The 25,722-nt window shown below is 69.5% G+C and carries 16 protein-coding genes and 3 rRNA genes; 18 read left to right on the forward strand and 1 reads right to left on the reverse strand.

Going from position 1 to position 25,722, the window contains the following annotated elements; genetic code table 11:
* Nucleotides 1-6: 6 nt before the first annotated feature.
* The gene (locus JG540_RS04270) at nt 7-849 is read left to right on the forward strand and encodes a TrmH family RNA methyltransferase (protein WP_200277522.1); all 843 of its coding nucleotides are present in this window, start codon (nt 7-9) and stop codon (nt 847-849) included.
* Nucleotides 850-991: 142 nt separating this feature from the next.
* Here the strand turns inward: JG540_RS04270 and JG540_RS10655 are convergent, their stop codons facing one another.
* A complete protein-coding gene (locus JG540_RS10655; protein ID WP_200277523.1) occupies nt 992-2,758 on the reverse strand; it encodes a PTS transporter subunit EIIC in 1,767 nt (588 codons plus the stop codon).
* 1,068 nt (nt 2,759-3,826) lie between these two features.
* Here JG540_RS10655 and pheS point away from each other — a divergent pair.
* The 17 genes from pheS to JG540_RS10575 all read left to right on the forward strand — a co-directional run bounded on the left by pheS (nt 3,827) and on the right by JG540_RS10575 (nt 25,719).
* Nucleotides 3,827-4,912 carry a phenylalanine--tRNA ligase subunit alpha gene (gene pheS, locus JG540_RS04285; protein WP_200277532.1) on the forward strand — a complete coding sequence of 362 codons (1,086 nt, stop codon included), beginning with the start codon at nt 3,827-3,829 and terminating at the stop codon, nt 4,910-4,912.
* A 1-nt stretch (nt 4,913) separates the two neighbouring features.
* Nucleotides 4,914-7,571, forward strand: coding sequence for a phenylalanine--tRNA ligase subunit beta (gene pheT / locus JG540_RS04290; RefSeq protein ID WP_200277534.1), 2,658 nt, complete (start codon nt 4,914-4,916; stop codon nt 7,569-7,571).
* Nucleotides 7,572-7,819: 248 nt separating this feature from the next.
* Entirely contained in the window at nt 7,820-8,311 is a 492-nt protein-coding gene (locus JG540_RS04295) for a flavodoxin domain-containing protein (RefSeq protein ID WP_200277536.1), read from the forward strand.
* 331 nt (nt 8,312-8,642) lie between these two features.
* Complete coding sequence (locus JG540_RS04300; protein WP_200277538.1) at nt 8,643-9,209, forward strand: arginine repressor; 567 nt, start codon at nt 8,643-8,645, stop codon at nt 9,207-9,209.
* A 56-nt stretch (nt 9,210-9,265) separates the two neighbouring features.
* Nucleotides 9,266-10,489: an argininosuccinate synthase gene (locus tag JG540_RS04305; protein WP_200277540.1), complete on the forward strand. Its 1,224-nt coding sequence runs from the start codon at nt 9,266-9,268 to the stop codon at nt 10,487-10,489.
* Between the two features lie 199 nt (nt 10,490-10,688).
* A complete protein-coding gene (locus tag JG540_RS04310; RefSeq protein ID WP_200277542.1) occupies nt 10,689-12,110 on the forward strand; it encodes an O-antigen ligase family protein in 1,422 nt (473 codons plus the stop codon).
* Nucleotides 12,111-12,187: 77 nt separating this feature from the next.
* Nucleotides 12,188-13,717, forward strand: coding sequence for an argininosuccinate lyase (gene argH / locus JG540_RS04315; RefSeq protein ID WP_200277544.1), 1,530 nt, complete (start codon nt 12,188-12,190; stop codon nt 13,715-13,717).
* 4 nt (nt 13,718-13,721) lie between these two features.
* A complete protein-coding gene (locus JG540_RS04320) occupies nt 13,722-14,378 on the forward strand; it encodes a DNA-3-methyladenine glycosylase (protein WP_200277546.1) in 657 nt (218 codons plus the stop codon).
* A gap of 134 nt (nt 14,379-14,512) precedes the next feature.
* Nucleotides 14,513-14,761, forward strand: a complete 249-nt coding sequence (locus JG540_RS04325; RefSeq protein WP_200277548.1) for a hypothetical protein — start codon at nt 14,513-14,515, stop codon at nt 14,759-14,761.
* A 98-nt stretch (nt 14,762-14,859) separates the two neighbouring features.
* Nucleotides 14,860-15,153, forward strand: coding sequence for a PIN domain-containing protein (locus tag JG540_RS04330; protein ID WP_200277550.1), 294 nt, complete (start codon nt 14,860-14,862; stop codon nt 15,151-15,153).
* 127 nt (nt 15,154-15,280) lie between these two features.
* The gene (gene tyrS / locus JG540_RS04335; protein ID WP_200277552.1) at nt 15,281-16,543 is read left to right on the forward strand and encodes a tyrosine--tRNA ligase; all 1,263 of its coding nucleotides are present in this window, start codon (nt 15,281-15,283) and stop codon (nt 16,541-16,543) included.
* A 562-nt stretch (nt 16,544-17,105) separates the two neighbouring features.
* Nucleotides 17,106-18,638 (forward strand): 16S ribosomal RNA (locus JG540_RS04340).
* Between the two features lie 361 nt (nt 18,639-18,999).
* Nucleotides 19,000-22,145 (forward strand): 23S ribosomal RNA (locus JG540_RS04345).
* Nucleotides 22,146-22,266: 121 nt separating this feature from the next.
* A 5S ribosomal RNA gene (rrf, locus tag JG540_RS04350) occupies nt 22,267-22,383 on the forward strand.
* The 16S, 23S and 5S rRNA genes sit together here, the layout of an rRNA operon.
* Before the next feature lie 110 nt (nt 22,384-22,493).
* Nucleotides 22,494-24,248: a hypothetical protein gene (locus JG540_RS10660; protein ID WP_325133391.1), complete on the forward strand. Its 1,755-nt coding sequence runs from the start codon at nt 22,494-22,496 to the stop codon at nt 24,246-24,248.
* Nucleotides 24,245-25,309 (forward strand): HAD-IIA family hydrolase, encoded by a 1,065-nt coding sequence (locus tag JG540_RS04360; protein WP_200277554.1) that lies wholly within the window; start codon nt 24,245-24,247, stop codon nt 25,307-25,309. Before JG540_RS10660 ends, JG540_RS04360 begins: the two co-directional genes overlap by 4 nt.
* Before the next feature lie 287 nt (nt 25,310-25,596).
* Nucleotides 25,597-25,719 (forward strand): hypothetical protein, encoded by a 123-nt coding sequence (locus tag JG540_RS10575; protein ID WP_267977951.1) that lies wholly within the window; start codon nt 25,597-25,599, stop codon nt 25,717-25,719.
* Nucleotides 25,720-25,722: the final 3 nt, after the last annotated feature.

Raw genomic sequence — 25,722 nt, forward strand, 5'->3', positions numbered from 1 at the left:
CCAGGCATGACGCTGCCACAGCCCGACCTGGAGCCCACCCTGACCAACCCTGGTGCGGAGCGGGTGAGCCGGGTGGCCGCCCTGGCCCGCCGTCAGGCCCGCGCCAAGTACGGACGCTTCCTGGTGGAGGGGCCGCAGGGGGTGCGTGAGGCGGTCCGCCACGCGAGCGACGCCGTGCGCGACCTCTACCTGACCCCGGCGGCCGCCCAGCGCCACCCGGAGATCTGGCAGGAGGCGGGGGAGCGGGGCCTGTACCGGCACCTGGTCTCCGAGGAGGTCATGGCGGTCATGAGCACCGACGCCCAGGGGGTCCTGGCGGTGGCGGACCTGCCACGGCTGCGGGGGCCGCAGGCGCTGGCCGAAGCCCTGGCGGGGGCCCGGCTCGTGGCGGTGCTCACGGAGGCACAGGACCCGGGCAACGCGGGCACGATCATCAGGGTGGCCGACGCCGCCGGTGCCGACGCCGTGGTGCTGGTCAAGGGCAGCGTGGAGGCGACCAGCCCCAAGGTGGTGCGCTCCACGGCAGGCTCCCTGTTCCACCTGCCGGTGGTCACCGGGGTGAGCCTGGAGGAGACCACCGCCGCCCTGCGCGCCGCCGGGCTGGCCGTGCTGGCTGCTGACGGGCGAGGGAGCGTGCCGCTCTTCGACGCTGAGGCAATGCTCAGCGGCCCGGCGGCCTGGCTGCTGGGCAACGAGGCGCACGGCCTGAGCGGGCAGGCGGTGGCCGCCGCCGACGCCGTCGTCGCCATCCCGATCTACGGGCAGGCAGAGTCGTTGAACGTGGCGGCTGCCGCGACCGTCTGCCTCTACGCCTCCGCCCGCGCCCAGCGCCTGGGCGCCCAGAACTGAGGGGCTGCACGGGGCACCACCACCGGGCGCAGACGTGCGGGTCCAGGTGCCAGGACCCGCACCCGGCGGTACCAGGCCAGCAGGCCGACGGCGTGCGGATGTTCCAGGCCCCGGCTGCTTGGCCGTCCAGGCCTCCGACGCCTCAGTCGTCCAGGCCCAGGTGCTCGTTGATGATGCCCTTGTAGATGATGGCGTCGCCGCCGTAGACGGCCTGCACGCCGCCCTGCACGGAGAAGACCGCGGTGGCCCCCAGGCGCAGGGTGAAGGCATCCTTGTCCACCTTGGCCGGGTCCAGCACTGACACGCGCAGGCGGGTGATACAGGCGTCCACGTCCTCAATGTTCTGTGCCCCGCCCAGGGCCTCGATGATGTCCAGGGCGTTGAGCTCCAGGGCGTGCCGCTGCGCGCCGTCGCTGTGCCCCGCCCCAGCCTGCAGGGAACTGGTGGCCGCAGCCTCCGCACCGGTCCGGGCCCCCGGACCAGCCCCTGCACCGTCCGGGGCCCCAGCACCAGCCGACGCCGTCGCCAGGGCGGGCTCGCGCAGGCTGGCGGCGATGTCGGCGCCGGGGGACTCGGAGTCCTCGCCGCGCCCCGGCGTCATCACGTCGCGGAAGGAGATCCACAGGCGGAAGGTCACGTAGTACAGGCCGAACCAGAGGATCCCCACCGGGATGACCCGCACCCAGTTGGTGGAGTCGTTGCCCTGGAGGATCCCAAAGAGGGTGAAGTCGATCAGCCCGCCGGAGAAGGTGTTGCCGATGCGCACGCTCAGCAGGTCCGCCACCAGGAAGGACAGCCCGTCGTAGACGCAGTGGATCACGTAGAGCTCGGGGGCCACGAACAGGAACATGTACTCCAGCGGCTCGGTGATGCCGGTGAGGATCGAGGTCAGGGACACACCCAGGAACAGGCCCAGGTAGGCCTTGCGGCGGGCCCTGGGCACCGAGTGGTACATGGCCAGCGCAGCGCCGGGCAGACCAAAGATCATGGTGTCGAAGCGCCCGGCGAAGAAGCGGGTGCCGTGGGTGTACAGGCCGGTGTGGCCCGGGTCGGCCAGCTGGGCGAAGAAGATCCTCTGGGCACCCACCACGCTCTCACCGGCCACTACCTCGGTGCCGCCGAGCTCGGTGTACCAGAACATCGGGTAGATGATGTGGTGCAGGCCCACGGCCCCGGACAGCCGCATGACCAGGCCGTACAGGAAGGTTCCCACCACCCCCAGGGAGGCGATGCTGTTGCCCGCCTGGGTGAGCCAGCCCTGGAAGGTAGGCCAGACCAGGAAGAACACGGCCCCGACCAGGATCGCGGCGAAGGAGGTCACGATCGGCACGAAGCGTGAGCCGCCGAAGAACCCCAGCACCTGGGGCAGGCGGATGCTGTGGTAGCGGTTGTGCAGCCACACGGCCACGCCGCCGACCACCAGGGAGCCCACGACGCCGGTGTCGATGCTCATGTCCGGGTTGCCGGGGTAGAAGACCTCGATCAGGCCCTTGATGGTGGCCACCATGACCAGGTAGCCGACGATCCCGGCCAGGGCGGCGGTGCCCTTGTCGCGCTTGGCCAGGCCGATGCACAGGCCGATGGACAGCAGCATGGCCAGGTTGGCGAAGACGGCGGCGCCCGCCTGGGCCATGACGATGAACACCCCTTGCAGGAGGCGGTTGTCCAGGGCGGGGTAGGCGGCCACGGTGGCGGGGGTGGACAGGGCACCCCCGATGCCAAGCAGCAGGCCCGCGGCAGGCAGGATCGCGATAGGCAGAATGAAGGCCTTGCCGAGCCGCTGCAGGAGCTTGAAGGTGGAGCCGGAGCCGCGGCGGGCGGGGGCGGTGGCAGTGCTGGTGGGCCTGTCGGTGGCCGTACCTGTTACCGGTGCGCTGGCGGCTGGGCTGGTGCTGGCGGTAGCGGACATGGGCGGACCTTCCTGTTCAGGGGGCAGGAGCGGTGGGCGGCTGCGCAGGCAGTCAGCTGGCGACGGCGTAGCCAGGTGGACCCCGGGCGGCGCTGCCCGGCAACAGGACCCACTGTGACCTAGGGTACATTCTGCTGCCTGGGCTCCGGACGCCAACGCGCCCGGCCCGCGGCCCTGTGCTGGTGCCACGTCCCCCGGCCGGGCGCTCCCAGTTCGGGAAGTGCCTTGGTCGGCCACTGCTGATAGCCGTGATGGCCTGCCTAATCATGGCCTTGCCGTGTCCGGGGGCGGGCTGGCGGTGGGCGGCGACCATTTTGGGGTAGATACCCCAGGTGCTTCCACGTCCACGCGGTCGTCACCGGCGAACAGGGCCTGGAGGCGGACGCGCTGGCGGCCGGTGAGCGGTAAGTGCCGTTACGCAGCAGGCGTCGCTCCTGGTAAAGCGGTTCACTGGCTAGGCCTGGTGGCCGTGCGGCTGCTGCTGGACGCGGCGTCGGCACCGCTCCAGTGCATCACCTGCCAGGTGGATTGCGTGGAAGGGGTCCGGCACTGGGGTGGCCTGGGTGTGGCAGGGCGTGCCCACCCCACCCTGACCTGTGCCCACCCCATCCCGACTTGTGCATTTCGGCGCGAGTGGTGCCGGAAAACCGCACCACTCGCGCCGAAATGCACCGGTGGAGGCGAGGGAGGTGTGCTCGCCCGGGGTGTTGCCTTGAGTAGCGCTCACCCCCCACGTGTGCGAGAGACCTCAAGCGGGCCGTTCCCTTTATCAGTGCCCACCCGTCGCCGCGCGGCGGTCGATGACTCCCCGGATCATTCAGTCAGACAGGGGTAAGGCATCATTCCGACCGCCGCCGAGCCAGGTGACCCCCCGGATCATTCAGATTAGACAGGGGCAAACCAACATACGGACCACCGCTGGCCCAGGTGGCCCCTGGCCCCTGACCGGGCCGCTTGAGGGGCTGACAGGCACGCGCCTGCACGTCAGCCGGATCCAGGAATGATTTAGGAAGGCCGCGCCGGGCGGACTAACCTGTGCCTGGAGCACCTAGCACGGAAGGTTCGCAGATGACTGACGCACCCGGCGCGCTGTCGCCGCTGGACGAGGGCGGGCTCAAGGCCCTCGTGGAGGAGGCCGTGGCCGCCATCGGCGCCACCAAGGGCCTGGCCGCACTCAAGGAGGCACGCCTGGCCTACACCGGTGACACCTCTGCGCTCGCCCTGGCCAACCGGGCCATCGGCAGGCTGGACAAGGCGGACAAGCCCACCGCGGGCAGGCTCCTGGGGGCCGCGCGCGCTCGTGTCAGCAAGGCCCTGGCCGAGCGCCAGGCCCTGCTGGAGGCCCAGGCGGAGGCCGCCATGCTCGCCAACGAGGCCGTGGACGTCACCGTGCCCACCGCCCGCACCACCACCGGCGCCCGCCACCCCCTGGACGTCCTGGTGGACGAGGTCAGCGACTTCTTCACCTCCATGGGCTGGTCCGTGGCCGAGGGCCCGGAGGTGGAGCACGAGTGGTTCGACTTCGATGCCCTGAACTTCGACGCCGACCACCCCGCCCGCCAGATGCAGGACACCTTCTACATCGACGGCGCCTCCGTGGGGGCCGCCCCCGGGCAGGCCGCCAACCTGGTCATGCGCACCCACACCTCCCCGGTGCAGGCCCACGTGATGCTGGAGAGCCAGCCCCCGATCTACATCGCCTGCCCCGGCAAGGTCTTCCGCTCCGACGAGCTGGACGCCACCCACACCCCCGTCTTCCACCAGGTGGAGGGCCTGGCCGTGGACAAGGGCCTGACCATGGCGCACCTCAAGGGGGTCCTGGACCACTTCGCCCGCGCCATGTTCGGCCCCGAGGCCCGCACCCGCCTGCGCCCCTCCTTCTTCCCCTTCACCGAGCCCAGCGCCGAGATGGACCTGTGGTTCCCTCAGAAGAAGGGTGGCCCCGGCTGGATCGAGTGGGGCGGCTGCGGCATGGTCAACCCCAAGGTCCTGACCGCCTGCGGCATCGACCCGCAGGTCTACACCGGCTTCGCCTTCGGCATGGGCCTGGAGCGCACCCTCATGCTGCGCCACGGCATCGCTGACATGCACGACATCGTCGAGGGCGACATCCGCTTCTCCCAGCAGTTCGGCACCACCGGAAAGGGCCACTGACATGCCATACGTACCCCTTGAGTGGCTGCGCGAGCACGTCTCGGTACCCACCGGCACCACCGCCGCCCAGCTCGCCCAGGACCTGGTGCGGGTGGGCCTGGAGGAGGAGCGGATCGTCCCCCCCGCCGTCACCGGCCCCCTGGTGGTCGGCAAGGTCCTCACCCGTGAGGCCAAGGAGCAGTCCAACGGCAAGGTCATCAGCTACTGCCGGGTGGACGTGGGCCCCGAGCACAACGACGCCCCCGGCAGCGGCAAGGAGCCCTCCGAGCTGCCCAGCCGCGGCATCGTCTGCGGGGCGCGCAACTTCGACGCCGGAGACAGCGTCGTGGTCAGCCTGCCCGGTGCCGTCCTGCCTGGTGGCTTCGCTATCGCCGCCCGCAAGACCTACGGGCACGTCTCCGACGGCATGATCTGCTCCGCCCGCGAGCTGGGCCTGGGGGAGGATCACGACGGCATCATCGTGCTGGACCAGTGGCTGGCCGCCCACGGGCACGAGGGCGAGGAGCTGCCCGCCCCCGGCACCAACGCCCTGCCCCTGCTGGGACTGGGGGAGGAGGTGCTGGAGATCAACATCACCCCTGACCGCGGCTACTGCTTCTCCATGCGGGGAGTGGCCCGCGAGTACTCCCACGCCACCGGCGCCCAGTTCACCGACCCGGCCGACGCCACCAACGCGGGCCTGTACCCCCACGGGCTGGCCCCGGCAGGAGACGGCGGCTACGCCGTCAAGATCGCCGCCGACCCCGCCCCCGTGCACGGCCGCCCCGGCTGCGACCGCTACGTGGCCCGGGTGGTGCGCGGCCTGGACCCCACCGCCCCCACCCCCAAGTGGATGCGCGACCGCCTCACCGCCGCCGGGATGCGCCCCATCAGCCTGGCCGTGGACGTCACCAACTACGTGATGCTGGACCTGGGCCAGCCGCTGCACGCCTTCGACCTGGGCAAGCTGCACGCCCCCGTGGTGGTGCGCCGCGCCCAGGCCGGGGAGCAGCTGACCTTCCTGGACGAGGTCACCCGCACCCTGGACCCCGAGGACCTGGTCATCTCCGACTCACCGGCTGGGGAGGGCTCCCGGCCCCTGGTGCTGGCAGGGGTGTTCGGCGGGGCCGAGACCGAGGTGGACGAGCGCACCACCGACCTGCTGATCGAGGCCGCGCACTTCGACGCCGTCTCCGTGGCCCGCTCCGCCCGCCGCCACAAGCTGCCCACCGAGTCCTCCAAGCGCAATGAGCGCGGCGTGGACACCCGGCTGGCGCCCGTGGCCGCCCAGCGGGCCGTGGACCTGCTGGTCGAGTACGGCGGCGGCACCGCCGACCCTGTGGCCACCGACCTGGACCGCACCACCGCCCCCCAGCCGCAGCTGCTGCGCGCCGACGCCGCCGAGCGCCTCACGGGCGTGCCCTACGGCACCGCGCGCGTCACCGAGCTGCTGGAGGCCATCGGCTGCACCGTGGAGCCGGCGGGCCGTGACGAGCAGGGCCAGGAGCTGCTGCGTGTCACCGCCCCCACCTGGCGGCCTGACCTGGTGGGGCCCGCGCACTTCGCGGAGGAGGTCGCCCGCCTGGACGGCTACGACAACATCCCCGTGGTGCTGCCCACCGCCCCGGCCGGCACCGGCCTGACGGCGCGCCAGCAGGCCCGCCGCGAGGCCGTGCGCGCCCTGGTCGCCGCCGGGCTCACCCAGGTGCTCTCCTACCCCTTCATCGGGGAGGTGCACGACCTGCTGGGCCTGCCCGAGGACGACCCCCGCCGTCAGGCCGTGCGCCTGGCCAACCCCCTGGCCGAGGACGCCCCGGCGCTGCGCACCAGTGTGCTGGACTCCCTGGTGGAGGTGGCCCGCCGCAACGTGTCCCGCGGGCTGCCTGACGTGGCCGTCTTTGAGGTCGGTGCGGTCACTCACCCGGCCGGGACCGTGCCCGCCCCCATCGTGGGCGTGGACCGCCGCCCCACTGACGAGCAGGTCGCCGCCCTGGAGGCCGGTATCCCCGCCCAGCCCACCCACGTGGGCGTGGTGCTGGTGGGGGAGCGGCAGCGCGCTGGCGTGCTCGGGGCCGCCCAGCCCTGGGACTGGGCCGACGCCGTGCAGGTGGTGCGGCAGGTGGCCGCGGCCCTGGGCGTGGCGGTGGAGGTAGGCGCCCCCGCGGAGCCGGTGGCCCCCTGGCACCCGGGCCGCACCGCCGAGCTGCGCCTGGCCTCCGTGAGGCGGGGCAAGGAGCTGGTGGCGGGCGCCCTGGTGGCGCACGCCGGTGAGCTGCACCCGCGCGTGTGCCGCGCCCTGGGGCTGCCGGAGCGCGCCTGCGCCGTCGAGATGGACCTGGAGCCGCTGCTGGACGCCGTGGAGGCCGCCGGGGTGCTGCAGGTCCAGGCGGTGTCCACCTTCCCGGCCGCCAAGGAGGACCTGGCCTTCGTGGTGGACGAGCAGGTCACGGCCGCCCAGGTGGAGCAGGTGCTGCGGCGTGGCGCCGGGGCCCTGCTGGAGGAGGTGCGGCTCTTTGACGTGTTCCGGGGTCCGCAGCTGGGGCAGGGGCGCAAGTCCCTGGCCTTCTCGCTGCGTCTGCGGGCGGCTGACCGCACGCTCACGGCCCAGGAGACGGCGGAGGTGCGTAAGCGTGTCGTCAAGCAGGCCGCCAAGCTGCTGGGGGCCGAGCTGCGGGCCTGAACCCGTTTCCGCCCCGCCCTCCCGCCCTGCCTGGTGGCGGGCGCGGGGCGGCGGCCGTAGCAGCAACCCGCCCCGGCTGTACCCCTGCCGGGGCGGGCGCCGTCTGCTGGCGGTGACGGCCTGCCAGGACTGGAACGCGGGGGAGCTCCGGGGCAGGGGGCCCAGCAGCGGCAGGCCTGGCCTGTGAGCGTGGCTACAGTTGTCAGGACTATCCGCCTCGGTTTTTCCCTTGGACCATACTTGCCCCCATGAAGATCCTGCTTACGGCCTCGTCCCGGCACGGCTCCACGGAGGAGGTCGCCGACGTGATCGCCACTGAGCTCCGTCAGGGCGGGCACGACCTGGAGGTGGTGCGCCCCCAGGAGGTCTCCTCGGTGGAGGGGTATGACGCCTTCGTGGTCGGCTCCGCGGTGTACATGACCAGCTGGACCGAGGAGGCGGTGGACTTCACGCGCCGCTTCCGGGACGCGCTGGCCAGCAAGCCGGTGTGGGCCTTCTCGGTGGGCCTGTCCGGCCTGCCTCACGGCAAGGTCACGGACCCCCGGCGGGTGGGGCCGGTGCTGCTGTCCCTGGACCCGGAGGAGCACGTGACCTTCGCGGGGCGTTTCGACCCCAGCAGGCTGAGCCTGCGGGAGCGGACCATCGCCAAGGTCGGGGGCGCCTCCGAGGGTGACTTCCGTGACTGGGACGAGGTCCGCACCTGGGCCCGGTCCATCCTGGCGGCGCTCAGCGCCTCCTGAGCGGCTCTGGCGGGCCGCGCAGGTTCGCGTCCGGACTGGTGGCGCTGCTACCGGCCTATCAGCCCAGCCTGCGCCCTGGCCTGCTGGCCCTGCCTGTGCCTAGGGCCGCAGCAGCCGGGGTGGCTGCCTGAGCGAGGCTGCGCCGTCGTGACACGACACATTTCGTATCTCTATGCAGTCGGCTGTATGTTGTGTGCGTGAATGACGATCTCGCGACCGCCGTTGGAGCCGGTCACGGGCCTGGCGGGCAGTGCCACCGGGGTGCTGCCTCACAGGTCCTGGAAGCGGTCCTGGCCGTCGCGCTCGTCCCACGAGATCCAGGAGCAGACTCATGACCGCCAGCGCCCCGAACGCGCCTGAAGGCAGCGCCAGCGTGCCTGCCACCAAGGCGGCACGGCACGCCCTGATAGCCCAGGTCCTGGGCAAGGAGCGCATCCGCTCCCAGGCCGAGCTGCGCCAGGCACTGGCGGAACGGGGTCTGCAGACCACCCAGGCCACGCTCTCCCGAGACCTGGTGGAGCTGCGGGCCACCAAGGTCCGCTCCGCGAGCGGCGGCCAGGTCTACGCCGTGCCCCAGGCCGGCGCCCCTGGGCAGGTGCAGGGCGCCTCCGCGCCGGTCGAGGACGACGTCCCCCTGTCCCAGCACGTGACCCCCCGGCTGGCCCGCTGGTGCGCCGACCTGCTGGTGACCGCCGAGTGGGCGGGCAACCAGGTGATCCTGCGGACCCCAGCCGGTGCGGCCCAGCTGCTGGCCGGGGCCCTGGACGACTCCATGCTGCCCGGGGTGCTCGGCTGTATCGCCGGGGACGACACCGTACTGGTCGTCACCCGCTCCGGGGAGGTCGCTACCGAGGTAGCCGACAAGCTCCTGGCCCTGGCAGACCACAACCGCCAGTAAGGCGACGGGGAGTCCCCAGTCCCCGGCGCACACACCCAAAAAGGAAAAGAGAACAGATGAGCAAGCACAAGGACCGCGTCGTACTGGCCTACTCCGGTGGTCTGGACACCTCCGTGGCTATCGGCTGGATCGGTGAGCAGACCGGCCGTGAGGTCGTCACGGTGGCGGTCGACGTCGGTCAGGGGGGCGAGGACCTGGAGGTCATCCGCCAGCGGGCCCTGGACTGCGGCGCCGTGGAGGCGTACGTGGCGGACGCGCGCGACGAGTTCGCGCAGGACTACTGCATGCCCGCGCTGAAGGCCAACGCCCTGTACGAGGGCCGCTACCCGCTGGTATCCGCCCTGTCCCGGCCGGTGATCGCCAAGCACCTGGTCAAGGCTGCCCGGGAGTTCGGGGCCAGCACCGTCGCCCACGGCTGCACCGGCAAGGGTAACGACCAGGTGCGCTTCGAGGTGGCCATCACCTCCATGGCCCCGGACATGGACTGCCTCTCGCCGGTGCGCGACCTGGCCCTGACCCGCGACGTCGCCATCGAGTACGCCGAGAAGCACAGCCTGCCGATCGAGACCACCAAGCACAACCCCTTCTCGATCGACCAGAACGTGTGGGGCCGGGCCATCGAGACCGGCTTCCTGGAGGACCTGTGGAACGCCCCCACCAAGGACGTCTACACCTACACCGACGACCCCACCTACCCGCCCCTGCCTGACGAGGTCGTCATCCACTTCGAGGCCGGTGTCCCCACCAGGATCGACGGCAAGGACGTCACCCCCCTGCAGGCCGTCCAGGAGCTCAACCGGCGAGCCGGGGCCCAGGGCGTGGGGCGGATCGACGTCGTAGAGGACCGGCTGGTTGGCATCAAGTCGCGGGAGATCTACGAGGCCCCCGGGGCGGTCGCCCTGATTGAGGCCCACCAGGCGCTGGAGGCGGTGTGCCTGGAGCGGATGCAGCGCCGCTACAAGCGCCAGATGGAGCAGACCTGGGCGGAGCTGGTCTACGAGGCCCAGTGGTACTCGCCCCTGAAGAGGTCCATGGACGCCTTTATCGAGGACACCCAGCGCCTGGTCACCGGCGACATCCGGATGGTGCTGCACGGCGGGCGCGCCACGGTCAACGGCCGCAGGACCGACACCGGCCTGTACGACTTCAACTTGGCCACCTACGAGACCGGGGACACCTTCGACCAGTCCTCCTCTCGCGGGTTCATCGAGATCTACGGCATGCAGTCCAAGCTGGCGGCGGCCCGCGACATCCGCCTGGGCCTGAGCACGGGCTACTGAGCCGGGTGCGGACGCTGGCTGCCTACTGGCTGCCTGCTGGCTGAGCCAGGGGTGGTGGACCGCCGGGACCGGCTGCTGCGGTCCCCGTCACCACCCCTGGCTCTTGCGTGCCGCTTGCGTACCGCCGTGTTTCCGTGCGGTGTCGCAAGGCTGGGTGGGAGCCGGAAACAGGCTGCCCCCGCGGTGCTAACTTGAGCTTATGAGTGAGACCCTTGGGCCTCTGCGGCGTCTGGTACCCAAGTCGCCGCCCCGTCTCCAGCTGATGCCCGCTATGAGCACCTGGGCCTTCTTCCTGACCTTCGCCGGGCAGTCCGTGCGCAACCTGGTTGGCTGGAAGGCCTTCGGGCTGATCGCCGCCGTCAGCGGGATCCTGCTGCTGCTGGTCTTCCTGCGGGAGGGGCACCGGATCAAGTGGCGGGCCGTGCCCACCGTGATCGGCCTGTACGTGGTGCTGTGCGCCCTGTCCATCCTGTGGTCCGCCTACCCGGCGGAGACGGCACTGGCCACCATGCTCATGGTCGCCACCACCGCCGTCGGGGTGCTGCTGGCCTGCGGCATGTCCCTGCGGCAGATGACCGACGCCCTGAGCCGCTCCCTGGAGGCGGTGCTGGTCCTCAGCCTGCTGCTGGAGCTCTACGTGGCCCTCGTGCTCAAGCACCCCCTGGCGCCCCTGTACATGCGGGGCTGGGACCACGTGCCCACCTCCTACTACTGGGTCAACGGCGACCTCTTCAACGGCGGTCCCATCCAGGGGATCGTCGGTAACCGCAACCCGCTGGCCTTCATCGCCCTGCTGACCCTCCTGTGCCTGGCGGTGCGCTGGGCCGACCGGCGGGTGCGGCCGCTGGGGGTGGTGGTGTGGACCTCCTTGTCCGTGCTGGTGCTGGTGCTCACCAGCTCCGTGACCGTCTGGGTCTCCACGGTGGTGTGCGTGGCGGTCATGGGCTACCTGTGGCTCATGCGCCACGTGCCGGTGGCGGCGCGCCCCTACGTGGTCTCCGGGGCCGTGGGGGTGGTGGTGGCCCTGGCTGCCGCCTGCCTGGGCTGGTACAACCAGCTGATCGACCTGCTGGGCCGCAGCGAGTCCATGAGCGTGCGCTGGGAGATCTGGAAGGCGGTGCTCACCCTGTGGCAGGAGCACACCATCCTGGGTTGGGGCTGGATCATGTACTGGGTGCCCTGGATCCCCGTGTTCTCCACGATCCTCATCCGTCCCGACGGCACCCCCACCATGAACGCCCACAACGCCTACATCGAGGCGCTGTTCCAGACCGGTGTGGTCGGTGGGGCGCTGTTGGTGGTGATCGTCTGCGTGCTGGTGCACCGCTCCTTCCGCCTGGCGGGACGGCACCTGAACTCTGACGCCTCCGTGGTGCTGCCCGCGCTGCTCATGACGGCGCTGGTGTCCCAGTCCTTCACGGAGTCCCGCCTGCTCAGTGAGGGCAACTGGGTGGTGCTCTGCGCCCTGGGTACCTGGCTGGGGCTGCACCGCCTGGTGGAGCAGAGCCAGGCCCCCGGGGCCGACCACGCCCTGACCCCGGCCCGCCCGGCCCGGCGCAGCCGCTTCAGCCTCACACGGCTGCGCAACCTGGAGAAGACCCCGCAGCCCAGCCAGGACTGAGCCGGGAGACAGCCCGCCGGCAGTGGTGGGGCAGGCGGGTGTCCGCGGAGCCCCGGCCCATAGGCCATGATGGGCCCATGAGCAGCCACAGCCACCACGAAGCCACCCCCAGCAGCCACACCCCGGCAGGCATCAGCCTGTGGGGCGGACGCTTCAGCGGCGGTCCCGCGCAGGCCCTGGAGGCCCTGAGCGTGTCCACCCACTTCGACTGGCGGCTGGCCCGCTACGACATCACCGGGTCCCGGGCCCACGCCCGCGCCCTGGCCCGCGCGGGGCTGCTGGACGCCACCCAGCTGGCTGGCATGCTGGCGGCCCTGGACCGCCTGGAGGACGACGTCGTCTCCGGCGCCTTCACCCCGGCACCGGCGGACGAGGACGTCCACACCGCCCTGGAGCGGGGGCTCATGGAGCGCGCGGGAGCGGAGCTGGGAGGCCGCCTGCGCGCCGGACGCTCCCGCAACGACCAGATCGCCACCCTGATCCGCATGTACCTGCGCGACCAGTCCCGCCACCTGGCCGGGCTCGTCCTGGACCTCGTGGACGCGCTGATCGACCAGGCCGCCGTGGCGGGGGAGCGGATCATGCCGGGGCGCACCCATATGCAGCACGCCCAGCCGGTGCTCGTGGCCCACCACCTGCTGGCCCACGCCTGGCCGCTGCTGCGCGACGTCGAGCGCCTGGTGGACTGGGACGCCCGGGCCGCCGTCAGCCCCTACGGCTCCGGCGCCCTGGCAGGCAACACGCTGGGACTGGACCCCTGTACGGTGGCTGGCGAGCTGGGCTTTGAGGCCGCCGTCGAGAACTCCATCGACGGCACCGCCTCCCGTGACGTGGTGGCGGAGCTCAGCTTCGTGCTGGCGCTGGTGGCGGTTGACGTCTCGCGCCTGAGCGAGGAGGTCATCATCTGGAACACCAAGGAGCTCGGCTTCGTGACCCTGGACGACGCCTTCTCCACCGGCTCCTCGATCATGCCGCAGAAGAAGAACCCGGACGTGGCCGAGCTGGCCCGGGGCAAGGCGGGGCGCCTGATCGGTGACCTCACGGGGCTGCTGGCCACCCTCAAGGCCCTGCCGCTGGCCTACAACCGTGACCTGCAGGAGGACAAGGAGCCGGTATTCGACGCCGTGGACACCCTGGCGGTGCTGCTCCCGGCCGTCTCAGGCATGGTCTCCACCATGGTCCTGCACTATGAACGCATGGCGGAGCTCGCGCCCCAGGGCTTCTCCCTGGCCACAGACCTGGCTGAGTGGCTGGTCAAGCAGGGAGTGCCCTTCCGGGAGGCGCACGAGGTCTCCGGGGCCTGCGTGCGCGAGTGCGAGAGCCGCGGCATTGAGCTGTGGGAGCTCAGTGACGCCGACTTCCAGCGCCTGGACCCGCGCCTGGAGCCAGGGGTGCGGGAGGTGCTTTCGGCGGAGGGCTCCGTGGCGGCCCGCTGCGGGCACGGCGGCACCGCCCCGGTGCGGGTGGTCGAGCAGCTGGCCCGGGCGGTCGCGGCCAGCGCCCGGCTGCGGGTCTTCGCCTGGGAGGGCTCGCTGCTGGACGGCCCCACCGGCCCGGAGGGCGTCGATCCCGCCGCGGGCGAGCCCTACCCTGACCTGGAGGACTGAGACGGTGGCGGCGGGGGAGCAGGCGGCCACGGACCCGGTGCTGGCACTGCTGGCGGCCGACCCCCTGGAGGTCTGCCCCCGCCTGCTCGGCGCGGTGCTGCGGGTGGGCAGCGACCAGGGGGAGGTGGCTCTGCGGATAACGGAGGTGGAGGCCTACCGGGGCGAGGAGGACCCGGGCTCGCACGCCTTCAAGGGCCAGACCAGGCGCAACGCCACCATGTTCGCGGCGGCCGGCGCCGTGTACGTGTACCTGACCTACGGGATGCACCACTGCGCGAACATCGTCTGCGGGCCGCCAGGGCTCAGCCGGGCGGTGCTGCTGCGCGCCGGTGAGGTGGTGGCGGGCCTGGAGCTGGCTCGTAGCCGTCGTCCCCAGTCCCGGCAGGACGTACAGCTGGCCAGCGGTCCGGGGCGTCTGTGCCAGGCGCTGGCCTTGACCCGGGCCGACGACGGCGCCCGCCTGGGGGAGGCCGGGGGCCGGATGCGCCTGGAGCTGCCCGCGGTGCCGGTGGCGGCGGGGCGGATACGTACCGGCCCCCGCACCGGCGTGTCCGGTCCCGGCGGGGACGGCACCGCCTTCCCGTGGCGCTTCTGGATCGACGGCGACCCGACGGTCTCCCCCTACAAGGCGGCCACCGGGCGACGGCGTCGGGAGCGCTGAGGGCGCTGGGCGCCGGCGGGCCGGTCAGTGGCGTCTGCCGGTACGGAAAGTGGGACCACCGCAGGTAGTCCGCAAGGCGGCTCCCCGAACCCCGGAAACCGCCGTTTCGTGCGGGAAAATGCTAGTTTTACGGCATGTCTACCGCCTCAGCCGCGCCGCGTGAGCCGTGGCCTGACCTGCAGGTAGCGCCGCTCCGGGCGGAGCAGGAGGAGAGCCTGTGGCTGGGGTGCCAGCCACTGATCGCGGGGCACAGACACTTTCATGACGGCGACCTGCGCTGCGTCAAGCCCGCCTTGCAAGAGCTGCGGGCGGCCTCGTGGCAGCGGCCCAAGGCGGCCCGCAGCAGCCAGGACCTGCTGGAGGCCCTGCGGGAGGAGCGATGAGGTGGTACCTGGACACCTCCGCCGCCCTGCGGCTGCTGCTGGACGAGCCGGAGTCTGCCGCGCTCGTGGAGCTGGTGGTCAAGCAGAGGCCGTAGCTTGTGGGCACGGTCCTGCTGGAGACGGAGCTGCGGCTGGCGGCCAGCCGCAGCGAGGTGCTCACGCAGGCTGCCGTGACCGCCTTCCTGGAGGGCGTGCCTTTGTACGAGATGCCCCGTTCGGTGTTCGTGGAGGCCGGCCTGGTGGGTGGGGCGGCGGTGCGGCTGGTGGACGCCCTGCACGTCGTCGCCGCCCTGAGGTGCGGAGCCACCTGTGTGCTGACCTACGACCCGCGGCTGGCTGAGACGGCCCGGGGCATGGGCCTTACGGTCCTGTCCCCCTCCAGGCGGGACTAGGGGAGGCCGTGGCGCCCGCCTCCAGGGGGAGTGGCGCCGGGCCGCCGTCGTGGCAGACTAGCGGCGCCGGAGGCCGTTCCGGCCCCAGGCGCCAGACGCCGGGAGGAGCTATGGGAGGCACAGGACCGTGACCGACATCCTGGACGAGCTGCAGTGGCGTGGCCTTATCGCCCAGCACACCGATATCGACGCGCTGCGCCAGGCGCTCACTGAGGACCAGCTCACCTTCTACTGCGGCTTTGACCCCACCGCCCCCTCCCTGCACCACGGGCACCTGGTGGCCGTGAAGGTGATGCGGCACCTGCAGCTGGCGGGACACCACCCGCTGGCCCTGGTGGGTGGTGCCACCGGGCTGATCGGTGACCCGCGGGCCAAGGGAGAGCGGACCCTCAACACCAAGGAGGTGGTGGCGGGCTGGGCCAAGAGCCTGCAGGCCCAGCTGGAGCACCTGCTGGACTTCGAGGGCAGCAACCCGGCACGGATCGTCAACAACCTGGACTGGACCGCCTCCATGAGCGCGGTGGACTTCCTGCGGGACCTGGGCAAGCACTTCCGCATGGGCACCATGCTCGCCAAGGACATCGTGGCGCGCCGTCTGGCCAGCGACGAGGGGATCTCCTACACCGAGTTCAGCTATCAGGTGCTGCAGGCCAACGACTACCTGGAGCTGTACCGCCGCTACGGCTGCACCCTGGAGGTTGGGGGCAACGACCAGTGGGGCAACCTCGTGGGCGGAATGGACCTGATTCACAAGGTTGAGGGCGCCTCCGTGCACGTGCTGACCAACCCCTTGATCACCAAGGCGGACGGCACCAAGTTCGGCAAGACCGAGGGTGGGGCCATCTGGCTGAATCCCCAGATGCTCAGCCCCTACGGCTTCTACCAGTTCTGGCTGCAGGTCGACGACGCCGACGTGGTGCGCTTCCTGAAGGTCTTCACCTTCCTGGACCGGGCGGAGATCGAGCGCCTGGAGGCGGCGACGGCGGCCAACCCCAAGGCCCGTGAGGCCCAGCAGGTACTGGCCCGGGAGGTGACCACCTGGGTCCACGGGCCCGAGGCGGTGGCCCAGGCGCAGGCCGCTACCGCCGCCCTGTGGGGCAAGGGGGACCTGACAGAGCTGGACGAGCCCACGCTGGCCTCCGCCACCGCGGACCTGCCTGCTGGGGAGCTGGTGGTGGGGGAGTCGACCATCGTGGACCTGCTGGTGTCCACCGGCCTGGAGAAGGGACGCAACGCGGCCCGTAAGACCGTGGCCGGGGGCGGCGCCTACCTGAACAACGTGAAGGTGCTGGACGAGGCGGCGCCGGTGACGGCGGAGCAGCTGCTGGCGGGGGGCGTGGTGCTGGTGCGCAAGGGGCGCCGGAACCTGGCGGTGGCCCGGCAGGCCTGAGGGCCTGCGGCAGCGCAGCCGGGGCCTGGAACGGCCTGTTTGCAGGAGGTTATGGCGGTGACGGTGCTTTGTGTGCACCGTCACCGCCATTTCGTTTGACCCTCGGCTGGAGGTCTGCGTAATGTTCCTCCCGGCCCGAGACGGACCGGAGAGATCCGAGCCGTCAAGGGAATGAGAACTAAAGAGGATCAAGCAGGTTGAGAGCGGGCTCATGGGCCACGGATTTGAGATCTGGAAAATGATTCCTTAAAGTTTCTCAGGCGCCTTCGGGGGTGGCGGGAACGCAAGGTTCCGTAGGATCCGAATGGGTGTGTTGTTTGAGAACTCGATAGTGTGTCATGTTTTTTATGCCATAGTGGGATGGCTGGTTCTTGGGATCTTTTGTGGTTCTGGGGGTTGGTTGTCTTGTTTTGTTTTGGTTTTGCTTGCCCCTTTCTTTTGTTGGGGGTGGGTTGGGCCTGGAGTTTTTTCTCTGTTTGGTTGTCTTGGCTTGTTTGCTGGTTGGTGGTTCTGGGCTCTGTGTGGGTCTGGGGGTGTTGGCTGGTTTATGGGTTGGATGATTTTTTTGGAGAGTTTGATCCTGGCTCAGGACGAACGCTGGCGGCGTGCTTAACACATGCAAGTCGAACGGTGATGCCTGGCTTTTGCTGGGTGGATGAGTGGCGAACGGGTGAGTAACACGTGAGTAACCTGCCCCCTTCTTCTGGATAACCGCCTGAAAGGGTGGCTAATACGGGATATTCTGGCCTGCTCGCATGGGTGGGTCTGGAAAGGTTTGTTTCTGGTGGGGGATGGGCTCGCGGCCTATCAGCTTGTTGGTGGGGTGATGGCCTACCAAGGCTTTGACGGGTAGCCGGCCTGAGAGGGTGGACGGCCACACTGGGACTGAGACACGGCCCAGACTCCTACGGGAGGCAGCAGTGGGGAATATTGCACAATGGGCGCAAGCCTGATGCAGCGACGCCGCGTGAGGGATGTAGGCCTTCGGGTTGTGAACCTCTTTCGCCAGTGAAGCAGGCCGCCTCCTTGGGGGGTGGTTGACGGTAGCTGGATAAGAAGCGCCGGCTAACTACGTGCCAGCAGCCGCGGTAATACGTAGGGCGCGAGCGTTGTCCGGAATTATTGGGCGTAAAGAGCTCGTAGGCGGCTGGTCGCGTCTGTCGTGAAATCCTCTGGCTTAACCGGGGGCTTGCGGTGGGTACGGGCCGGCTTGAGTGCGGTAGGGGAGACTGGAATTCCTGGTAGCGGTGGAATGCGCAGATATCAGGAGGAACACCGGTGGCGAAGGCGGGTCTCTGGGCCGTTACTGACGCTGAGGAGCGAAAGCGTGGGGAGCGAACAGGATTAGATACCCTGGTAGTCCACGCCGTAAACGTTGGGCACTAGGTGTGGGGGCTCTTTCCGGGGTCTCCGCGCCGTAGCTAACGCATTAAGTGCCCCGCCTGGGGAGTACGGCCGCAAGGCTAAAACTCAAAGGAATTGACGGGGGCCCGCACAAGCGGCGGAGCATGCGGATTAATTCGATGCAACGCGAAGAACCTTACCAAGGCTTGACATGGGGGTGGCGGGGCCGGAGACGGTCCTTCCCTTCGGGGCGCCCTCACAGGTGGTGCATGGTTGTCGTCAGCTCGTGTCGTGAGATGTTGGGTTAAGTCCCGCAACGAGCGCAACCCTTGTCCCGTGTTGCCAGCACGTAGTGGTGGGACTCGCGGGAGACTGCCGGGGTCAACTCGGAGGAAGGTGGGGATGACGTCAAATCATCATGCCCCTTATGTCTTGGGCTTCACGCATGCTACAATGGCCGGTACAGAGGGCTGCGATACCGTGAGGTGGAGCGAATCCCTTAAAGCCGGTCTCAGTTCGGATCGGTGTCTGCAACTCGACACCGTGAAGTTGGAGTCGCTAGTAATCGCAGATCAGCAACGCTGCGGTGAATACGTTCTCGGGCCTTGTACACACCGCCCGTCACGTCATGAAAGCTGGCAACACCCGAAGCCCGTGGCCTTACGGGGAGCGGTCGAAGGTGGGGCTGGTGATTGGGACGAAGTCGTAACAAGGTAGCCGTACCGGAAGGTGCGGCTGGATCACCTCCTTTCTAAGGAGCAACATGTTGTTGTGCGCCCGCCCGCCGGGTGCCTGATGTACCGTCCCCGTCCTGGGGGCGGGGGGCCCGGCTACAGGGTTTGGGTGCGTCCTTACTCGGGACGCTGTGGCATAGGAAGCCGTCTCCTGCGCGTTGTCGTGCGGGGGCGGCCCCTGCGGGTTCCTGCCTGTGGGGGCGTGGCACGCTGTCGGGGCCTGGGGCAGCTCGCCTCGGTGCCTGGCCCTTGGGCCTGTCCTCCTGGTGGGGGGTGGGTCTGGGGGTGTGGGTGGGTTGGTTGTGAACTGTATAGTGGACGCGAGCATCTTTGTTCTTTGTGGGCTGCTAGCACTGTTGGTGCTGGTGGTCTTGTGTTTTGTTTGTTTTTATGAGCGTTCGGTGGATGCCTTGGCATCAGGGGCCGATGAAGGACGTGGTGGCCTGCGATAAGCCTCGGGGAGCCGGCTGACGGGCTGTGATCCGAGGGTGTCCGAATGGGGGGACCCGGCACGAGTCATGTCGTGTCACCCGTACCTGAATTCATAGGGTGCGGGGGGTGACGCGGGAAGTGAAACATCTCAGTACCCGCAGGAGAAGATATTCCGTTAGTAGTGGCGAGCGAACGCGGATGATGGTTAAACCACGGTCGTGTGATACCCGGCAGGGGTTGCGGTCGTGGGGTTGTGGGGTGTTCTTCTGCCATCTGCCGGTGGTGGGCGCGGTGACAAACCTGGCTGGTAGCCGAACCCTCTGGGAAGGGGGGCCGTAGAGGGTGAGAGCCCCGTAGGCTAAACTGGCCGGGCCGTGCGGGCACGACCCCGAGTAGCACGGGGCCCGTGGAATCCTGTTGAATCTGCCAAGACCACTTGGCTGCCTGAATACTTCCTGATGACCGATAGCGGATCAGTACCGTGAGGGAATGGTGAAAAGTACCCCGGGAGGGGAGTGAAACAGTACCTGAAACCGGGCGCTTACAAGCCGTCAGAGCCTTGAGGGGTGATGGCGTGCCTTTTGAAGAATGAGCCTGCGAGTCAGTGCCGTGTCGCGAGGTTAACCTGGTAGGGGGAGCCGTAGCGAAAGCGAGTCCGAAAGGGCGCCTATGAGTGGCACGGTCTGGACCCGAAGCGGGGTGATCTACCCATGGCCAGGTTGAAGCACGTGTAAGAGCGTGTGGAGGACCGAACCCACTTCAGTTGAAAATGGAGGGATGAGCTGTGGGTAGGGGTGAAAGGCCAATCAAACTCCGTGATAGCTGGTTCTCCCCGAAATGCATTTAGGTGCAGCGTCCCGTGCTGCCCGGCGGAGGTAGAGCTACTGGGTGGCTGATGGGCCCCACAGGGTTACTGACGTCAGCCAAACTCCGAATGCCGTCGGGTGCAGCGGGGCAGTGAGACCGCGGGGGATAAGCTCCGTGGTCGAGAGGGAAACAGCCCAGATCGCCGGCTAAGGCCCCTAAGCGTGTGCTAAGTGGGAAAGGATGTGCGGTCGCGCAGACAACCAGGAGGTTGGCTTAGAAGCAGCCACCCTTGAAAGAGTGCGTAATAGCTCACTGGTCAAGTGATCGTGCGCCGACAATGTAGCGGGGCTCAAGCACACCGCCGAAGCCGCGGGCCTGCCACGTGTTCCTTCCGGGGGGCTTGACCCCCCTTGGCAGGGGTGGCAGGTGGTAGGGGAGCGTCCCGCACCGGCAGAAGCCTCGGGGTGACCCAGGGGTGGACGGTGCGGGAGTGAGAATGCAGGCATGAGTAGCGATACCAGGGTGAGAAACCCTGGCGCCGAATGACCAAGGGTTCCAGGGCCAGGCTAGTCCGCCCTGGGTGAGTCGGGACCTAAGGCGAGGCCGACAGGCGTAGTCGATGGACAACGGGTCGATATTCCCGTACCGGCGAAGCACCGCCCATGCTGACGCGCGGGTGCTGACCCACGCCCTGTAGCACAATCAGCCCGGCAGCCTGCTTCGGTAGGCTCTGGACTGGTGCCACGGGGTCTGGGGACCCTCCGCGCAGGTAGGCAAGCGTATTAACAGGGGTGACGCACAGTGGTAGCCTCGCGGGCCTAATGGCTTGGCCCGTCTAAGCGCGCAGCCTGGTACCCAGGCAAATCCGGGTACCTGCCCTCAACGGCACAGGCCAGGCGTGATGGGGAACCCACCCAAGGGGTGGGGGAAGCAAGGTGATCCTGTGGTGCCAAGAAAAGCCTCGACGCGATGGTGCCAGCCGCCCGTACCCTAAACCGACACAGGTGGTCGGGCAGAGTATGCCTAGGCGCACGAGATAATCATGGTGAAGGAACTCGGCAAAATGCCCCCGTAACCTAGGGAGAAGGGGGGCCCAGGCCCTGAAGCCCCACGCGGGCTAGGGGTGAGGGCCGCAGAGACCAGGGAGAAGCGACTGTTTACTAAAAACACAGGTCCGTGCGAAGCCGCAACGCGATGTATACGGACTGACGCCTGCCCGGTGCTGGAAGGTTAAGAGGAACCGTCAACCCCCTACCGGGGTGAAGCGGTGAATTCAAGCCCCAGTAAACGGCGGTGGTAACTATAACCATCCTAAGGTAGCGAAATTCCTTGTCGGGTAAGTTCCGACCTGCACGAATGGCGTAACGACTTCTCTACTGTCTCCACCATGAGCTCGGCGAAATTGCACTACGAGTAAAGATGCTCGTTACGCGCAGAAGGACGGAAAGACCCCGGGACCTTTACTACAGCTTGGTATTGGCGCCCGCCCTGGCTTGTGCAGGATAGGTGGGAGACCGTGAAACCGCCACGCCAGTGGTGGTGGAGTCGTCGTTGAAATACCACTCTGGCCATGGCGTGCGCCTGAACCTCGGCCCGTGACCCGGGCCAGGGACAGTGCCTGGTGGGTAGTTTAACTGGGGCGGTTGCCTCCTAAAAAGTAACGGAGGCGCTCAAAGGTCCCCTCAGCCTGGTCGGCAACCAGGTGTCGAGTGCAAGTGCACAAGGGGGCTTGACTGCGAGACCGACAGGTCAAGCAGGTGCGAAAGCAGGAACTAGTGATCCGGCGATCCCGAGTGGGTGGGTCGTCGCTCAACGGATAAAAGGTACCCCGGGGATAACAGGCTGATCCTGCCCAAGAGTCCATATCGACGGCATGGTTTGGCACCTCGATGTCGGCTCGTCGCATCCTGGGGCTGGAGCAGGTCCCAAGGGTTGGGCTGTTCGCCCATTAAAGCGGTACGCGAGCTGGGTTTAGAACGTCGTGAGACAGTTCGGTCCCTATCCTCTGCGCGCGCAGGATACTTGAGAAGACCTGTCCCTAGTACGAGAGGACCGGGACGGACGAACCTCTAGTGTGCCAGTTGTCCCGCCCGGGGCACGGCTGGTTAGCCACGTTCGGAAAGGGTAACCGCTGAAAGCATCTAAGCGGGAAACCACCTTCAAGACAAGGTATCCACACCCACACGGGTGGAAGGCCCCCAGCAGACCACTGGGTAGATAGGCCGGAGGTGCAAGACCCGCAAGGGCCGCAGCCGACCGGTACTAATAGGCCAACACAAACAACACACAACCCCCAACAACACACCAAGGGGGGCAGGAACACCAACGCAAGCGTCCACTATACGGCCCACAACCAACCAACCCACAAGCACCAACCACGAGCACCACAAACACCCCACACAACGTCTCGGTGGTCACAGCGGGAAGGCAACGCCCGGCCCCATTCCGAACCCGGAAGCTAAGACTCCCAGCGCCAATGGTACTGCACCCGCCAGGGTGTGGGAGAGTAGGACACCGCCGAGCACAAACCACACCGCAGGCCCCCAACCAACAGGCTGGGGGCCTACGGCCACCCCAGACACGCTACCCTGGCACCAGCACACAGCCACCAGAGCGATAAAGAGGAACAGACGATGCCTTACCAACGGCACAACGACCAAGGCGGCTCCCGCCGCGCTGGCAACCGGCACGGTTTCTCCGCTCGTGGTTCCTCAGGTGGCCAGGGTGGTAACGGGCAGCGGCGCAGCTGGCGGGAGCGCGAGGGCTACCAGGGCGGCCAGGACCGCCCCCGCCGCGAGGACGGCTACCAGCCCCGCGGCCCCCGCGAGGATGGCCGTCAGCAGCAGCGTGATTGGGCCCCCCGCGGGCAGCGGCGCAGCTGGCGGGAGCGTGAGGGCTACCAGGGCGGCCAGGACCGCCCCCGTCGCGAGGACGGCTACCAGCCCCGCGGTTTCCGGGACAGCGGCCCCCGCGAGGATGACCGTCAGGACCAGGGCGACTGGGCCCCCCGCGGGCAGCGTCGCAGCTGGCGGGAGCGTGAGGGCTACCAGGGCGGCCAGGACCGCCCCCGTCGTGAGGACGGCTACCACTCCCGCAGCCAGCGGGACGGCGGTGACCGCTATGACCGGCGCGAGCGCCCGGCACGTGGTGGCCGCCCCACGGACCGGCAGCGGAGCGGTGGCCGTGGCGGACGCTTCGACCGGGACGGCAGGCGCCCCAGCCGCGCCCCGCAGCACGCGCGGATCCCCGAGCCCCGCGTGCCCCAGGACGTCGAGCCTTCCATGCTGGAGGCCTCCGCCCGCCGCGAGCTGCGGGCCCTGGGCCGGGCCAACGCCGAGAACGTTGCCCGCCACCTGGTCATGCTCCAGCGCCTGCTGGAGTCCGACCCGGAGCAGGCCTACCAGCATGCCCGCTACGCCTCCTCCCACGCGGGGCGGGTCGCGGTGGTACGCGAGTCCGCCGGTATCGCCGCCTACCTGGCCGGGCACTACCAGGAGGCCCTGAGCCACATCCGGGCCGCACGGCGCCTGTCCGGGCTGGACCTGCACCACGCCATCGAGGCGGACTGTGAGCGGGCCCTGGGCCGGCTGGACCAGGCGCTCAAGGTCGCTGCCGCCGCCAGCGCCAAGCAGCTGGACGACCTGGAGGAGGCCGAGATCGCCATGGTCGTCTCCGGCGTGCGTGCGGAGAAGGGCCAGCCTGAGCTCGGCCTGGTGGTGATCGAGGACGCTATCCGCCTGTTCCGCGGAGACCGAGAGACCCTGCGGCGTATGCACTCCGTGCGTGCGGACCGCCTCACGGAGCTGGGCCGGGAGCAGGAGGCGGACAGGATCCGCGCCCGCATAGGCATTACCCCGGAGGGAGAGGACGAGGAGGCTCCCGAGCCCGAGGAGGAGATCGTCGCCTACGACCTGGAGGAGGACTACGAGCCCGAGCAGGAGCAGCAGCCGCAGTCGGACCAGGCACGGTCCCAGGCCACCGCTCCGGCAGCCAGCAGCCAGACAGAAGGCCAGGAGGCAGGTGTCGAGACCGCGGCGGAGACCCCCGCACCGACCCTGGAGCACCCGGAGCCCGAGACGCACGGGCACGAGCCTGACACCGCCCCTTCCCCTAAGGGCCTGGACCACCGGGAGCAGGAGGAGCCGGAGCCCGGAGCCGCCGCCCCCGCGGACCTTGAGCCCCAGGCCGCCAGCACGCCCGAGCCCAGCCCCTCAGGGCCCGGCGCCCTGGTGCAGCCGCAGGATGGCCCCGACCCCAGCAGCAGGCCCGGCTTTGCGCAGCGGGTCGAGGACGAGCTCAACGAGATCCTGGCGGAGGCGGGCATCGACCCCCGCAGCGGCACCGCCGACGCCCCGGCCCCTGAGTCTGGCCCGGAGCAGGACCAGTGACCCCGCCCCAGCCGGTCCCCCTGCCTGCCGGGCTGCGTGGCTGCCCCCAGCCCCTGGCCACCGCGCACGACGTCGCCCTGGTGGACCTGGACGGCGTCTGCTTCTCCGGGGCGGCGCCGGTAGCCCACGCGGCCCAGTCCCTGAACCAGGCGCGCCAGCAGGGCCTGCGTCCCTGCTTCGTCACCAACAACGCCTCCCGGGCGCCCCAGGCCGTTGTCGACAAGCTGGCGGCCAACGGTATCGACGCCGTCGCCCAGGAGGTGTTCACCGCCGCCATGGACGGCGCCGCCCTGCTGCGGGAGCACCTGGAGCCGGGGGCGCTCGTGCTGGTGGTCGGCGGTGACGGCCTGCGCCAGGCCCTGCTGGACGAGGGCTTCCGGGTCACCAGCACCGCCACCGACCAACCCGCAGCGGTCCTGCAGGGCTGGGACCCCGCCGTCGACTGGGCCCTGCTGTCTGAGGGTGCCTACGCGATCGCCGCCGGGGCCCTGCACGTGGCCACCAACCTGGACGCCACCCTGCCTACCGAGCGGGGCTTCGCCCTGGGCAACGGCTCCCTGGTACAGGCCCTGTCACACGCCACCGGCTCCCGGCCCCTGGCAGGCGGTAAGCCCTTCCCGGGCATCTACCAGCGGGCCCTGGCCAAGGCCGGTGGGGCGCAGGCCCCCCTGGCCGTGGGGGACCGGCTCAACACGGACCACGTCGGGGCCCGGGAAGCTGGCATCCCCGGCCTGCACGTGCTCACCGGCGTGAACACTGCTCGGGACGTCGTGCTGGCGCCGCCGGACGAGCGGCCCGCCTACCTGCACACGGACCTGCGCGGCCTGCTGGAGCCCCAGCCTGAGCCCCAGGTGCAGGCAGACGGCGCCTGGGTGGTGGGGCAGGCCCGTGCCCGCACCGAGGGCGACCACCTGGTGCTCGACGGCGTCGGCCCCCTGCGCGCTCCCGCCCGCATCAGCCTGGACGCCTACCGGGCCCTGGCCAGCGCCGCCTGGGCCCACGCCGACACAGGCGGCAGCGTGCCCTTGCAGGTCCCTGAGCTCACCGTGGTGGCCCCGTGAGCAGGAAGCGACGGCGGCAGCGTGAGTCCCAGGACCAGGTGTCTAAGGCGCCTGCCGTCCCCTCGCCTGCAACCTTGGCCAGCACGGCTGCTAGGAACCAGTCCCAGCCTCCCTCACAGCCACACCAGCCTCATACGGTCCAGGAGGCCCTGGCCGCGACGAGACGCGCGGCAGGGACTCCCTCGTCTCTGCCTGCTGCTATGCCTGCGGGCCAGCCCGGTGGCCCGGTGCCCGGCAGCACGCCGGCACACCCGGTCCCCACCGCCCCTCGAGGGCAGGCCCCGGCCGTGCTCACGGACCACACCGCCTCCCTGGAGCAGCTGCCCCAGCTGCCCTTGGAGGAGCACGGCGAGGTGCTGGCCAGCGTCCACGCGGAGCTGTCCCGCATCCTGCGTGAGGCGGAGGGCTGAGCC

The sequence above is a fragment of the Actinomyces weissii genome (assembly GCF_016598775.1).
In the GTDB taxonomy this organism is placed as follows: domain Bacteria; phylum Actinomycetota; class Actinomycetes; order Actinomycetales; family Actinomycetaceae; genus Actinomyces; species Actinomyces weissii.